Origin of the sequence: Larkinella sp., assembly GCF_965227735.1 — a bacterium.
GTDB lineage: Bacteria > Bacteroidota > Bacteroidia > Cytophagales > Spirosomataceae > Larkinella.
This window is the reverse complement of the sequence record NZ_OZ245776.1, coordinates 3271466-3284962: the sequence shown is the minus strand read 5'-3', so window position 1 is coordinate 3284962 and position 13497 is coordinate 3271466. Positions and strand designations below refer to the sequence as shown.

Below are 13497 nucleotides of genomic sequence, written 5' to 3'. Positions count from 1 at the left end.
AATCCGGCGTGAAATGAGTGAACTTACTTGAGTTTGATGGCGATGATTGCGGCCGCATACGCTCCAAACGTGGTGTAGGCGGCCGCCCGGTGGTAGGGCTTCAAATCGGCGTTGCTGCTTACTTTACGAGCCAGGATGTTGGTGGCCACCATGCCCGTCAGGTGAACAACGGCCAGGGCGCGGTGCAGCTTGATCGAACTGAATCCACGTTTCCGGCTGGCGGTGGGCAACCCCGGTGGCGAGGTCAGCGACAGCAAAGCCGTGGTGCCATACGAAAAGTTGATGACGGTGGCCATCGTTTCGTGCTGCTCCTTGATCCGGGAATAATCCAGTCCTTTGGCCTTATAGAGTTTCGATCCCAGAATGCCCTGGGCCACAAAACCGGCCAGGGTGACAAACCCCAGAACCTGATGGCTCACCAGAAACGCCCGGCGGATTTTCAACTCTTTCTCACGACCCTGGGGCGTCAGCGGGGCAATGTTGGTGAGCCGAAGCAGTCCCTTCGGCCCCCAAAACGCCCGTTGGGTGAAAACCATCTTTTTGGGTAACAACTCCTGTGCATCCGCTGTACTGTCGCCCAGCTCCGCCAGCAGGTCGTTGGCGTCGGACGGTTTAATAGTGGTATCAGCCGACGTTCTTACGCGCGTCGAGTCCTGAGCCCGAAGTGGCCAATAGAGAATGGTAAGCAGGCAAACAATCAACAAATGCTTCATAGATGATCAGGCTTCAAATACGCGCAGACTGGTACCGGTCAGGGTTGTACTGTATTTTTTCAGGCTGGCCTGGTTGGCTACGGCCGGAACGGTAACCTTACCCGTCGTGTCGAACACCGAACCGTGGTTGGGACAATAAAAATTATCAACGGTGGGACGGTAGGTAACCAGATTTCCTTCGTGCGTACAGATTTTTGAGAGAGCAATGTAGTCACCCGTCTTGATCTGGGCAATCAGAACATCGTCTTTATACACAAACTTCTTGGTGGCATCTTTCAAATCCGCATACGTACTGCTATTCAGGTCAATCGTAAAATCAACTTTACCGGTGGGGGTGGGCGTTGGATCCGGATCGTCAGAACCTTTTGAACAGGAAGTCAGTGTTCCCATGCAGTAAAACGCCATCAATGCCGCACTGCTCAATCCCAGGCTCCGAAGGAACTCACTTCGTTTGATCGGTTCTTGTTGGTTGGTCTCCATAAATTAATGAGTAGGTTGTTAATTAATGTACATACAGTATTTACGACTAACGATCTGGCAACCACAAAAAGTGTTGATCAAAGCCGGTAGCGCAACGAGAAAAATACGCCGGTACTCGTCAACCGGATTTGGCCGTAGCCCAGTTTGGACAGCGGGCTTTTCAGGAAAGGTTCAACCTGCCAGGAAAACCGGCGCAGCAGGCCGTCGGAACGGAAGTTGCGTTCGTAGCCAATGGAAATATTCAAATGGCTAAATCGGTGAAAACCGGTGCTGCCCGACCATTCGACATATTTTGAATTACCGGGGACAACACCGGCTGGGTAATTGTATTCGTAATATTCTTTCTGCATGATGTACGACGAAACCCCCGAACTGATAAACCACCGTCGCCGGTCGTTCAGCATCACATCGAACCGCAGATTGACCGGAATGTCGAGAACCGTGCACACTGCCCCGACACTTTCGTATTTTGGTCCATACCAGTGAGCCGGTTTGGCGTAGTCCGACGCCGGAGCCGTGTATTTTTTGACGGATCGTAAAACACCGCTTTGGATTGTAAACCGCCGTAAAAAGCGGTATTCGGCTACTACGCCCATTTCAAAATCCCCGGCAGCTTTTCGACTGTGTCCCACAAAATTCAGATCAGGAGCCGCAACGAACCGAACCGATAAGGCAGGATACCCAATGACCGGAATCGCTGGCGCAACGATTTTGGCTCCAACCGGTGGCCGAACGGGTTCCAGATCCAGTTCAGGCAGCGACGGCAAAACCGGTTTTGCCGGTGGCCGGGCTGGGATGTAGGTCAAATTTCCCATCCAGTCGAGTGGTTCATTTTCCAAAACCGGAGTCCTGGTTTCCGTTGGCTCTGCCAACGATGTTTCGCTGGGAACAACTACCGAATAAGCCGGGCCATTTAAATCAGAAACTGGTTGCGTCCGACGGTTTTTTACGATCGACGGAACGGCGGCATAGTCAGCGGTTCTGGGTAATTGGGTTCGGGTCAGGTTCTTACTTTCAGTTTCAGAAACTGTCGAAACCGTCTGATCAGCGTTCGTTGGGTTACGCGAAACCGTTGCTCCAGATCGTTTCCGTATCACGCGTGCCGTTTTCTCCGAGCGGTTTTTCAGAACAGAACGGTTTTCATTCGTGGGCTTCAGAGATGGCGTTGCCATCGTCTTACTGCCGGATACTTCCGAAACGGATGGCCGCAGCGTGGGACTCACCCCGGTTTCCGGCGTCGATTCCGTCCGGGCCGAAGCGATTTTTTCAGCCGGTTTTTCCGGTAGCCGGTTTTCGGTAGCTTTTGCCGGATTCACCTTTTCCGTAGCAACAGCCGGGGGCCGTCCGGTTCCCGGTGTCGAAACCGACTCTGTCCGGGGTCCTGTTTTTGACGCGGGTGGCCGCACTTCGTCCGGCTGCACCACCAGCGAAACCGTGGTCAGCAACAGCAATAACAGCGGCAGGCCCCAATAAATAAACCGGTAGAGAAACCGCGACCGATCGTCTTCGTCAAGACGTTGGCGCAGGCTGTTCCAGTCGTCAGCATTGTAAGGCGGTTCAAACTCCTCGGCTGACGACCGGAAGAGCTTATCCAGTTCGTCATCGGGAAGTTCTTGCAAACTCGCCATGGCATCTACGTTTTAATAATTGTTTCAATTGTTCACGGGCACGCGCCAGATTTGATTTGGACGTCCCAACCGAGATGTTCAACTGGCCGGCAATCTCCTCGTGGGTGTAGCCATCGATGGCGTATAAATTAAAAACCATTCGGTAGGCCGGTGTCAGCAACTGGACGACTTCCATCAATTCTTCATAGCTCAGTTGGTCGAGAGCACTGGCCTCAACGTCGGGTAATTGACCCGCCTGATCGATGTCTTCGTGGTACCGGTGTTTCAGATTCAGCCGGTAATAATCAAGAGCGGTATTGATCATGATCCGGCGCAACCACATCTTGAAAGGCACTTCGGTGCGGTATTGATCCGAGCGGGTAAACACTTTCATAAAGCCATCGTTCAAAATCTCCACAGCCTCGTCCCGGCTATATGAATATCGCACACAAATTCCCATCGCATACCCATAGAACTGCCGGTAAAGCTGCTCCTGGCTTCTGCGATTGCCATTCTGGCATTCCTTCAAGAGTCCGGCGATATCTGGGGAGGGAACGGTCATACGTCGGTTTTCAATCTCAGTACGTTGATCAACGCAAATGGGTTGCGTCAATCGGGCAAAATAGTGGCGATCTTCAGTGAGCAGTTCTCATTTCACATAGATTGGCAGGACAGAGCAAGATACAAAAAAAGCGAGAACTGACTCACCGAAGACCGCAACCAATCAGGGCGCCGGGGCAACCGGAGTGTCTTTATTGATGATGGGCCACACGCCGGGTTGTGGAAAACTGATGCCTTTGTTCAGACCGCGTTTTCCGTTGTCCTGCTGAAAATAGTACAATGGCCAGCCTTTGAACGTCAACTGCTGGCGTCCGAAAACCGTGATGCTGCCAAACAGCGTTTTGTCGATCGTAGAAGGCACTTCTTTCAGCGTTTCTTCGTACAAAGGCCAGAGGGCGTTGTTGCTGAAGTCGGACTTGGTGTAGTTGTTCTTCATGTTTTTGTCGTTTTTAAAACCGTACAGGGTTCGACCCATCCCGTCGGTAAAATAAATCGTTTTTCCGGTGCCTTCTTTGTAATCAGCCGTATACGATTTGCCATTGTGGCCCACCAACTGAGCACTGGCGATCATGATGGAGTAGGTCGGTTTGGCAACAAACCAGACGTTGCTCACGTTTTCGCCTTTCACATCGCCCGATTTGGCGTCATCCTTGAAGTAGTAGAGCGGCCATCCTTTGTAGGTGGTTTGCTTCGCGCCATCGGCCCGGGTAAGGGTGCCGAAATCGGTGGCCGTCAGACCGGAAGCCAGTTTGGGGGTTGCGCGGTAAAATACCGGCCAGTTGGTCAAACAGCCGCCGGTGCAGGTCGACGCGCCGGTGCTGTCGTAATCGTTGGAAAAGAAATAGAGTGTCCGGCCGGTTTCATCGGTCATCACGTTGCCCAGCGAGGTGCTGGTCAGGTTGATGGCGGGTTCCGGGGGCGTTGGCGTGGTCTCCTCCGAATCGTTGTCACAGGACTGGGTTATCGAACCGACAATAAGCAACAGGGCGGCCACAGGGGTCGCCATCCATCTTGATTTCATAGCAAATAGATAGAAAGATTAGAATTACAAATGAAATGGTACCTGTCGAATCGATTCGATGGCAGTACGACAGCGGCTGGGAAAGGGTTGCGTGTCCGGTAAAAAAGGGCAAAAAAAAGCCCGTCAGTCATGACGGGCTACACTAAACGATGGGGATTGTTAACCGACCTGATCGGTAAAATGGCTGAGTTCGTGACCCATTTTGTCCCGCTTGGTTCGTAAATACACTTCGTTATGCGGGTTGGGACGAATATTGATGGGGACGGTTTCGACAATTTCGAGTCCGTAGCCCATTAATCCCGCCCGTTTTTTGGGATTATTGGAAATCAGGCGGAGCTTGGTGATGCCCAGATCCCGCAGAATCTGCGCACCGACGCCATAGTCCCGGGCGTCCATCGGCAGGCCCAGTTCCAGGTTGGCTTCGACGGTATCGCGGCCCATTTCCTGCAATTTATACGCCTTCAGTTTGTTCATCAGCCCAATGCCGCGTCCCTCCTGAAACATGTAAAGCACCAGGCCTTTGCCTTCCTGTTCCACCATTTTCATGGCGGCATGAAGCTGTTCCCCGCAATCGCAGCGACACGAGCCAAAGATGTCGCCCGTCACACAGGACGAGTGGACGCGCACCAGCACGGGTTCGTTTTTCTCCCAGGTGCCTTTGATCAGGGCCAGGTGCGTGTCGTCGGTGTTGAGTTGTTTGTAGGCAATCAGTTCGAAATCGCCGTACGTGGTGGGCATGTTCACCCCAATCTCGCGTTTGATCAGGCTTTCCTGCTGCAACCGGTATTCGATCAAATCCTGAATACTGACCAGCCTCATGCCAAATTTGTCGGCCATCGTCCGCAGTTCGGGAAGCCGCGCCATCGTGCCGTCTTCGTTCAGCACCTCGATTAGCACCCCCGCCGGTTGTAAACCCGCGAGTTCGGCAAAATCAATGGCGGCTTCTGTATGCCCCGCCCGGCGGATGACGCCCCCATCGACGGCCCGCAGCGGGAAAATATGCCCCGGACGACCCAGATCTTCCGGTTTGGTTTCCGGATCGACGAGCGCACGGATCGTTTTGGCGCGGTCGCTGGCCGAGATGCCTGTCGTGCAGCCGTTGCCCAGCAAATCAACGGATACCGTAAACGGCGTCGTATGAACGGAGGTGTTGTTGCCCACCATCATTTCCAGGCCCAGTTCCTGACAACGTGCTTCGGTGAGGGGAGCGCACATCAAACCGCGGCCTTCTTTGACCATGAAATTGACCATTTCGGGCGTGATTTTCTCCGCAGCGCAGATCATGTCACCCTCATTTTCCCGGTCCTCATCGTCCACGACGATAATGATTTTTCCATCGCGAATATCCTGAATCGCGTCTTCAATCCGATCCAGCAGACTCCCGGGATTGGTATTATTATTGCTCATCATACAGTGAAATGACTTGAGAAAATAGAAGTGAGACAAGAGATGACAGACAAGGGGCGTGAGTCCATTTTACGGTTTCTATCTCTTGTCTCACTTCTTTATTCTCACGTCTTTTAGAACATTGTTCCACAAAGATACGTTCGATACGCTAAATTTGTGTTTTGCGCGTTTTTATCTGAAATAGCACCTGTAGTTACGAAAAAAATTTACCCTTGTGAGAGCAGTCAGGAAATGGTCAGCCGGTTTGGTAGGAATGGTCCGGCATCAGGCCCGGTTTTTCCTGCTGGGAGCCTGTTTTGTTCTGAGTCTACATACGTTTGCTCAAACAACCGACTGGTGTGTAGCGCCCCCGACCAATGCGGGAAAAGGCAGTTTTAATGTATCGGCGAAGAAAGGGTGCGCTCCCATGACCGTGACGGTGAGTAATACCACCGGAATCCCGGATAACATTTTTCTTTACGTATACGACTACAAAGGTGGCGATCCGGTTGCTACCAAATCGGGCGTTGCCGCCACGACTTACACCTTTACGAAACCGGGTATATACAAAATATTGCAGTTAGGCAGTGTCGGAACTGGCTCCGTGGCCTGTCAGGAAATCGAGGTTCTGGATGCCACACCGCCCAATTTTCGGGCTTTTACCTGTTCCGACCGCCGGGTGCTGGTCGATATCGTCAACGATGCTGTGGCCAGCCAGTACGACGAATTCATCATTGACTGGGGGGACGGAAGTCCTCGGCAAACCGTTCAGAAAACCGCCATTTCGGGACTGATTCATACCTATTCGTCGCAGGCCACGCGGACGATCAACGTTCAGGGCAATTACCGGGATATTTCCTGCGGTGGCAAGACCCAACAGTCGGTAACACCCGGCGGCACCATCATGCAGCCCACCGTATCCAGCCTGAAAACCACCGGAACCACGGTTACGCTACAAATTCAGGTGGCGGCTAATCAGGTGGTTGTCATCCAGAAAAAAAATGCATCGGGTACGTTCGAGAACACCACCACCACCCGAACCGGCAGTGGTTCGGTCAGCCTTACCAACGTAACCAGCCATCCGACCTGCTTTAAAGTGGTATCGCAGGATGGCTGCGGCAACACCGTGGCGTCGGACGAAGTGTGCAGCATCGGGCTGGAGGTGGAAGCAAAAGATCAGCAGAATGCCGTGGTCTGGACGGTTCCCGGAAGCCCGGCCAATTTTCAGAAATATACGGTTTCTAAAAACGATGACGTCTTCCGCACGTTCACCAGCGTCGGCACCAGTTCTGTCACGGATTCGGAAGGGCTGAACTGCAACGAAGCGTACTGCTATCAGGTAACGGCGCTGGTGGGTACGACCGAAATCATCTCCGACCGGAAATGCGTAACGGTTCGCTCGTCGGCCATCCCACCGGCTTTTTCAACGGTGCAGGTGTCGGTCAATGGCGATAACCGGGTCGATTTGCGGGGGTTGCCGCCCGTTCCAACTTCGCAGAGTCCGAGCTACAAAATGATTGTTTTCCGCCGGGATAGTCCGGGCGGTTCGTTTGTGCAAACCGGCGAAGAAGTCGACCGGAATATTCACCAGGATGGTGGCGTGCAGCCCCAGCAGCAGTCGTACTGCTACCAGTTGGTGTATCAGAATGCCTGCGGGGTATCGTCGGAGCCGTCCAAAATGGTCTGCACGATTTTCCTGACTTCCCATTCTGCGTCCACCATCGACTGGACGTCCGATTCGCCGTTTGCGGATGAAGCAATCGACCGCTATGTAATTGAAAAAATCGACGACAGCGGGGTGGTGTGGGAAGAAGTGTCCGTTGGTCTGCAAACCTCCTACCGCCCTGCCAACGAGCCGGATAGCCAGCGTTTCCGGTTTCGGGTCAAGGCGGTTTCCAAATCCGGTTCCATCAGTTATTCTAATTTCTACACCTTCGTCCAGGCGTCGCGGGTATTTGTTCCCGATGCGTTCAGCCCCAACGACGACGGCGTCAATGATCTGCTGGAAGTAAAAGGCAGTACGTATCTGGCGTCGATTCAACTAACGGTCTATAACCGCTGGGGGGAGGTTGTGTTTCGTTCCGAAAGTCGCGAAGGCTGGGATGGGAAGATCAGCGGCCAGGCTGCTCCGGCCGGCACCTACGCCTATCGGGTCAGTGCAACCGATCAAAACGGTTTGAAAACAGAAAAGACCGGCCAGGTGTTACTGATTCGGTAGACTCCAGAGAAAAGACAAACGACAAAAGAATGCAGAAAGCAGGGGCGGGCTGTTCATTCCTTGCTACCTTTGTTTAGACAATCCGATTGCGTTGTTGCTTTTCTCTTGTCTATTATCTCACTTCTTTTTTCGTAAGCTATGTTCAATATGATGGATATGTTCGGCAAGGTAAAGGAGTTTCAGGCCCGCATGAAAGAAGCGCAGGCCAGCCTGAATACCATTACCGAATCGGGAGAATCGGGGGCCGGAATGGTCCAGGTGACCGTTAACGGGCTGAAACAAATTGTGCGGCTGAACATCGATCAGGATTTGATTCGTCCCGACGACCGGGAGATGTTGCAGGATCTGGTTGTGGCGGCCACCAATAAGGCTCTTGAAAACGTAGAACCGAAAATCAAGGCGCATCTTCAGAAAGCAACCGAGGGGTTGTTGCCCAATATTCCCGGTTTCGACCTGGGCAACCTGATGTCGTAGGGAATGGACGAGGTGGCCATCGTGATTCTGAATTACAACGGAAAATCCTTTCTTGATCAGTTTTTGCCTTCCGTTTTAACGCACTCGGAAGGTTGCCCGGTTTACGTTGCCGATAATCATTCTACCGACGATTCGCTGGCGTTGCTGGAGGGAAAGTTTCCGTCCGTTCGCCTGATCCGTCTGGTGGCCAATTTTGGGTATGCGGGCGGTTATAACATGGCGTTGACGCAGATCGATGCCACCTATCTTCTTTTGCTCAATTCCGACGTGGAAGTCAGTCCGGGCTGGCTGGCACCACTTGTGGAACGCATGAAAGCCAATCCCCGGATTGCGGCCTGTCAGCCCAAAATCCGGGCCTTCAAAAAAACGCAGTTGTTTGAATACGCGGGTGCAGCCGGGGGCTACATCGATTATCTGGGGTATCCGTTTTGCCGGGGCCGCGTGTTCGACACGGTCGAAGAAGACCGGAACCAGTATGACGATGCGCGGGAAATTTTCTGGGCAACAGGGGCTTGCCTGCTTGTTCGGTCGGATGTTTTTCTGCGTTTGGGCGGGTTTGATCCCCGGTTTTTTGCCCACATGGAAGAGATCGACTGGTGCTGGCGGGCTAAAAATGCCGGTTACCAGATCTGGTATTGCCCCGAATCCACGGTGTATCACGTTGGGGGCGGAACCCTTCACAAATCCAATCCGCGCAAGACGTTCCTGAATTACCGCAATAGTCTGGCGATGCTTTACAAGAATTTGCCGACGGGTCACGTCTTTCTCAACATTCTGATTCGGCTGATTTTAGACGGTATATCCGGGGTGAGGCTTCTGGTCGCCGGGAACTGGCGGGATACGCTGGCGATTTTGCAGGCCCACTTCATCTTTTACAGTTGGTTGCCCTACCTTCGGAAGCAACGGAATGCGCTGGCCGATCTGCGTAAAAACCGCATTACGCACCCACAGATTTATCCGCACAGCATCATCTGGCAGTATTTTGTCAAAGGCCGGAAAACCTTTCGGGAACTGTTGGGAGGGAAAGAATACTAACGACTCATTCAAAGATTATCTCTGCTCTTTCTTCTAACCTCTTCTTTCTTCAAATTACAACTCCCAGATGGTCGGGTGATTGTGCCGCCGGAGGTGTTTTCTCATTTCCATCCAGAAGGCCATAATCAGGTATAGCACAACGGGCGATCCCAGCGTGAGACACGAGGTATAGATAAAATAGAGACGAATGCTACTGGCCGAAATGTTCATCATCTCGCCTAGTTTGGTGCAAACGCCAAATGCCTGACTTTCGACGAAATACCTGAGTTTATTCATAGTAGTAACGCTCCTGATAATCAGTTCTTAGCCATAAAGAGAAAAGGGTGTCTGTCATACCCGCTTCATAGCTTGCTTCGTTTACCAAAGATACACGGAACCAACTTGATCAACAATTCCAGTAACGAATTGTTTGTGCGACTTATTTAGCGGTTATCCTATTTCGTGCAATTATCTCTTTAAATAAGGCAATTAAAATCGAAAAAAATTGTTTAAAAATTCGTAACAAATTTTGTTACTTTGTGTTTACTAAGGCGTTGTCTTATAAAAGTTAAGATTTTTTTGCTATTCAACAAAGTCAATGCATAGACGGTGTGTTCCATCCGTATCGCCCATTTCGTGTGTTAACCTGGAACCTGTTTGAAGACTTTTGTTAAGAATACTCCAGTCAGTAATGTTTTATTTTTAATTTTTTAAGTTTTATGCAAACAGGTGTTGTCAAATTTTTCAACGAGAGCAAAGGCTACGGGTTCATCGTCGAAGATGATACGAACCGTGACATTTTCGTACACATTACTGGCCTGAATGGTACCACTATTCGGGAAACAGACCGGGTCTCTTTCGAAGTAATCGAAGGAAAAAAAGGCCTTAATGCTGTGAAGGTTAAAAAAATTGAAGGAGCCTATTGATAAACCACTCCTTCACAAACATAAAAACCCCGATCGTATGACCGGGGTTTTTGTTGTTTTAGGAGAGATGTGAGAGCATAAACAAGAGAATGAAGACTAAACGTTACCCATCTCTTGTCTAACTTCTCCTGACTACGCACCTTCATTGTACCGCAAGAATCCGGATCGGCTTGCCGTTGAAAACCACTTCGTCACCGGCTTTTGCGTGAATCAGTCGGACGCCGATGGGCGAAGCGGCCGAAACCGCGAAGTAATCGGTTTGGTCCACGGTCATTTTGCCAGCGCTGATGGCGATAAAATAATTCCCCTGACTCGTCAGCACCAGGCTCCCCGGCTGAACGACGGAATGGATTTTGCCCGCGTCGATGCGAGCCAGTTCCTGCTCCAGCTTCCGGGCTTCGGCCAATTGCTGGGCGTGGCGGTCGCGCTCGATCTGCGCCATCGCCCGACCGGTTTCGTATTTGTCGCCCGCGCTGCTTTTCGACTCCTCGTTGGCGGCCGCCTGCGCGGCTTCCATCGCGGTTCTGGCCGTTTCGATGCGCTGGTCTACATACTGGCGGCAATGGTCAAAAAGCGTGTGCTTAAGGGTGGCGGAATCGATCATCGGCGGTTTTGAATCATTGACCCGTCCAGCTTTTCACCTGATCGAGCGTTGGCATGGTCACGTCCAGCTTCAGTTTCTTCCGCATCCCGCCCAGATCGTTGAAAATCTTGTTGGCATTGGCACCATTCAACTGGCTGACGTGCTGAAAACCCATCTTCTGCAAGGCCGGAATCCAGCCTGCCGGAATCCCCAATTGCTCGTAGTCGGCGTCGGTCGAAAGCTCAATTTTCTTCTCGGGACGCATTTGCGGGAAAAACAGCACATCCTGAATCGACGGCTGGTTGGTCATGATCATCGCCAGCCGGTCGATGCCCAAACCCACACCCGCCGTGGGGGGCATCCCGTATTCGAGCGCGCGCAGAAAATCTTCGTCCATGGCCATGGCTTCCTCATCACCGCGTTTCGCCAGTTCGAGTTGCTCCTCAAACCGGGCGCGCTGGTCGAGCGGATCATTCAGCTCCGAATAGGCGTTGGCAATTTCTTTTCCGTTGCAAATGGCTTCAAACCGTTCCACCAGACCCGGTTTGCTCCGGTGTTTTTTGGTCAACGGCGACATTTCGACCGGGTAATCCGTGATGAATGTCGGCTGAATCAGATTGCCTTCCACGGCCTCGCCAAACAACTCGTCGATGAGCTTCGATTTGCCCATCGTGCTGTCGGTTTTGATGCCCCGGCCTTCGGCCACGGCCCGCAGTTCGTCTTCGCCCATCGCCGACACATCGACGCCGGTATATTCCTGAATGGCTTCGAACATGGTGAACCGTTTCCAGGGGCGCTGGAAATTGATGAGTTTATCGCCCACCGGCAATTCGGTTGTTCCGTGGAGATCCAGCGCAATCTTCTCAACCATCTCTTCGATCAGATCCATCATCCAGTTGTAGTCTTTATAGGCGACATACAACTCGACCTGCGTGAACTCCGGGTTGTGAAACCGGCTCATGCCTTCGTTCCGGAAATCCTTCGCAAACTCGAACACGCCGTCGTATCCGCCGACGATCAACCGCTTCAGATACAGCTCGTTGGCAATCCGCAAATACAGTGTCATGTCGAGCGTATTGTGGTGCGTCCGGAAGGGCCGGGCCGCTGCGCCCCCATGAATCGGTTGCAGAATCGGCGTTTCCACTTCCAGATAACCGTGGTTGCTCAGAAACGTCCGGATCGAGTTGACCAGTTGCGTCCGCTGAACGAAGGCGTTCCGCACTTCGGGGTTCACAATCAGATCGACGTACCGCTGGCGGTAGCGTTGTTCCGGGTCCGAGAAGGCATCATACGTCTGCTTATTACCCTGTTCATCAACGACTTCCTTTACTACCGGCAATGGCCGCAGCGATTTGGTCAGTAGTTTGAACTCCGTTACGTGGATGGAAATTTCACCGGTTTGGGTCGTAAACACATACCCTTGCACGCCGATGATGTCACCAATGTCCAGCAATTTCTTGAAAACCGTGTTGTAGAGCGTTTTGTCGTCGTCGGGGCAGAGATCGTCGCGCCGGAAATACAACTGAATCCGGCCCGTGGCGTCCTGCAATTCCGCGAACGAAGCCGAACCCATGATGCGGAAGCCCATCAATCGGCCAGCAATGGCAATGCTTTTATAGTCGGTTTTGTTGCGTTCGTAGTTTTTATGGATGTCGGCCGCCGTGACGTTGACTTCGAATAATTCGGCAGGATACGGGTCAATGCCCATCCGCATCAGTTCCTCGCGCTTGTTGCGCCGGTTTATCTCCTGTTCGCTCAGTATCATCTTGAAATAAAAAAGATTTGCAAATATAGGGGATTGGAACACGGATTCAGCGGATTGAACCGATTCGAACGGATTACTTTATCCGTGAAATCCGTTGCAATCAGTTTGATTGGAACGCGGATTCAGCAGATTGAACCGATTCGGGCGGATTACTTTATCCGTTGAAATCCGTCTAATCTGTTAAATCCGTGTTCCAATCCGCTATGCTACTTCATAAAAACCTAACCGACGCTATTCTGAAGGCTTATTTCAATGTGTACAATACACTCGGATATGGCTTCCTGGAAAAAGTTTACGAAAATGCGATGCTGATTGAATTAAGGCGGCAGAAACTTGATTGTGTCAGCCAGCAATTGATCAAAGTTTACTATCAGAAGACCGAAGTGGGTTCTTACTTTGCTGATATCGTCGTAAATAATGCCGTTATCCTTGAGCTGAAAGCTGCGGAAGTGTTAATCCTTGAACATGAGTGTCAATTGCTAAATTATCTGAAAGCTACCCGAATGGAAGTAGGCCTGCTTCTCAATTTTGGGAAAAAGCCGGAGTTTCGCCGGAAAGTTTTTGAAAATCAGTTTAAATAAAATTGATGGGAACGCGGATTCAACGGATTTAACAGATTTGAACAGATCATTTCATCCGTGAAAATCCGTCTAATCCGTTAAATCCGCGTTCCCATCAATATCTGGCCGTTTATCCAAAAAATAGAAAAATCTATTCAAAATAATTGCTACTATTGTGATATCAAAATA

The 13497-nt window shown here is 51.5% G+C and carries 14 protein-coding genes; 5 read left to right on the top strand and 9 right to left on the bottom strand.

Annotated elements, in window-relative coordinates; genetic code table 11:
* Positions 1 to 23 precede the first annotated feature (23 nt).
* The 6 genes from ACO064_RS12585 to ACO064_RS12560 form a co-directional block, all read right to left on the bottom strand.
* Positions 24 to 713 carry a hypothetical protein gene (locus tag ACO064_RS12585; RefSeq protein ID WP_421827694.1) on the bottom strand — a complete coding sequence of 230 codons (690 nt, stop codon included), beginning with the start codon at positions 711 to 713 and terminating at the stop codon, positions 24 to 26.
* A gap of 6 nt (positions 714 to 719) precedes the next feature.
* Positions 720 to 1193, bottom strand: a complete 474-nt coding sequence (locus ACO064_RS12580; protein WP_114410016.1) for a ubiquinol-cytochrome c reductase iron-sulfur subunit — start codon at positions 1191 to 1193, stop codon at positions 720 to 722.
* Positions 1194 to 1270: 77 nt separating this feature from the next.
* Positions 1271 to 2821: a hypothetical protein gene (locus ACO064_RS12575; RefSeq protein WP_421827693.1), complete on the bottom strand. Its 1551-nt coding sequence runs from the start codon at positions 2819 to 2821 to the stop codon at positions 1271 to 1273.
* Entirely contained in the window at positions 2793 to 3362 is a 570-nt protein-coding gene (locus ACO064_RS12570) for an RNA polymerase sigma factor (protein WP_421827692.1), read from the bottom strand. The genes ACO064_RS12575 and ACO064_RS12570 overlap by 29 nt, the downstream gene beginning before the upstream one ends.
* 162 nt (positions 3363 to 3524) lie before the next feature.
* Positions 3525 to 4382, bottom strand: coding sequence for a hypothetical protein (locus ACO064_RS12565; protein ID WP_421827691.1), 858 nt, complete (start codon positions 4380 to 4382; stop codon positions 3525 to 3527).
* A gap of 159 nt (positions 4383 to 4541) precedes the next feature.
* Positions 4542 to 5789: a bifunctional 3,4-dihydroxy-2-butanone-4-phosphate synthase/GTP cyclohydrolase II gene (locus tag ACO064_RS12560; protein WP_421831019.1), complete on the bottom strand. Its 1248-nt coding sequence runs from the start codon at positions 5787 to 5789 to the stop codon at positions 4542 to 4544.
* A gap of 214 nt (positions 5790 to 6003) precedes the next feature.
* Here ACO064_RS12560 and ACO064_RS12555 point away from each other — a divergent pair, with 214 nt between their 5' ends.
* The 3 genes from ACO064_RS12555 to ACO064_RS12545 all read left to right on the top strand — a co-directional run bounded on the left by ACO064_RS12555 (position 6004) and on the right by ACO064_RS12545 (position 9495).
* Positions 6004 to 7986: a gliding motility-associated C-terminal domain-containing protein gene (locus ACO064_RS12555; RefSeq protein WP_421827690.1), complete on the top strand. Its 1983-nt coding sequence runs from the start codon at positions 6004 to 6006 to the stop codon at positions 7984 to 7986.
* A 138-nt stretch (positions 7987 to 8124) separates the two neighbouring features.
* A complete protein-coding gene (locus tag ACO064_RS12550) occupies positions 8125 to 8460 on the top strand; it encodes a YbaB/EbfC family nucleoid-associated protein (RefSeq protein WP_421827689.1) in 336 nt (111 codons plus the stop codon).
* 3 nt (positions 8461 to 8463) lie between these two features.
* Entirely contained in the window at positions 8464 to 9495 is a 1032-nt protein-coding gene (locus tag ACO064_RS12545) for a glycosyltransferase family 2 protein (protein WP_421827688.1), read from the top strand.
* A gap of 54 nt (positions 9496 to 9549) precedes the next feature.
* On the opposite strand, the gene ACO064_RS12540 is transcribed toward ACO064_RS12545, so the two are convergent.
* Positions 9550 to 9771 carry a PspC domain-containing protein gene (locus tag ACO064_RS12540; protein WP_421827687.1) on the bottom strand — a complete coding sequence of 74 codons (222 nt, stop codon included), beginning with the start codon at positions 9769 to 9771 and terminating at the stop codon, positions 9550 to 9552.
* 422 nt (positions 9772 to 10193) lie between these two features.
* Here ACO064_RS12540 and ACO064_RS12535 point away from each other — a divergent pair, with 422 nt between their 5' ends.
* Positions 10194 to 10400 carry a cold-shock protein gene (locus tag ACO064_RS12535; RefSeq protein WP_114410025.1) on the top strand — a complete coding sequence of 69 codons (207 nt, stop codon included), beginning with the start codon at positions 10194 to 10196 and terminating at the stop codon, positions 10398 to 10400.
* Between the two features lie 142 nt (positions 10401 to 10542).
* On the opposite strand, the gene ACO064_RS12530 is transcribed toward ACO064_RS12535, so the two are convergent.
* Both ACO064_RS12530 and lysS read right to left on the bottom strand, forming a co-directional pair.
* On the bottom strand, positions 10543 to 11004 hold the full coding sequence (locus tag ACO064_RS12530; protein WP_421827686.1) for a 3-oxoacyl-ACP synthase: 462 nt from the start codon (positions 11002 to 11004) through the stop codon (positions 10543 to 10545).
* A gap of 13 nt (positions 11005 to 11017) precedes the next feature.
* On the bottom strand, positions 11018 to 12748 hold the full coding sequence (gene lysS / locus ACO064_RS12525) for a lysine--tRNA ligase (protein ID WP_421827685.1): 1731 nt from the start codon (positions 12746 to 12748) through the stop codon (positions 11018 to 11020).
* 203 nt (positions 12749 to 12951) lie between these two features.
* Here lysS and ACO064_RS12520 point away from each other — a divergent pair, with 203 nt between their 5' ends.
* On the top strand, positions 12952 to 13329 hold the full coding sequence (locus ACO064_RS12520; RefSeq protein WP_421827684.1) for a GxxExxY protein: 378 nt from the start codon (positions 12952 to 12954) through the stop codon (positions 13327 to 13329).
* Positions 13330 to 13497 lie beyond the last annotated feature (168 nt).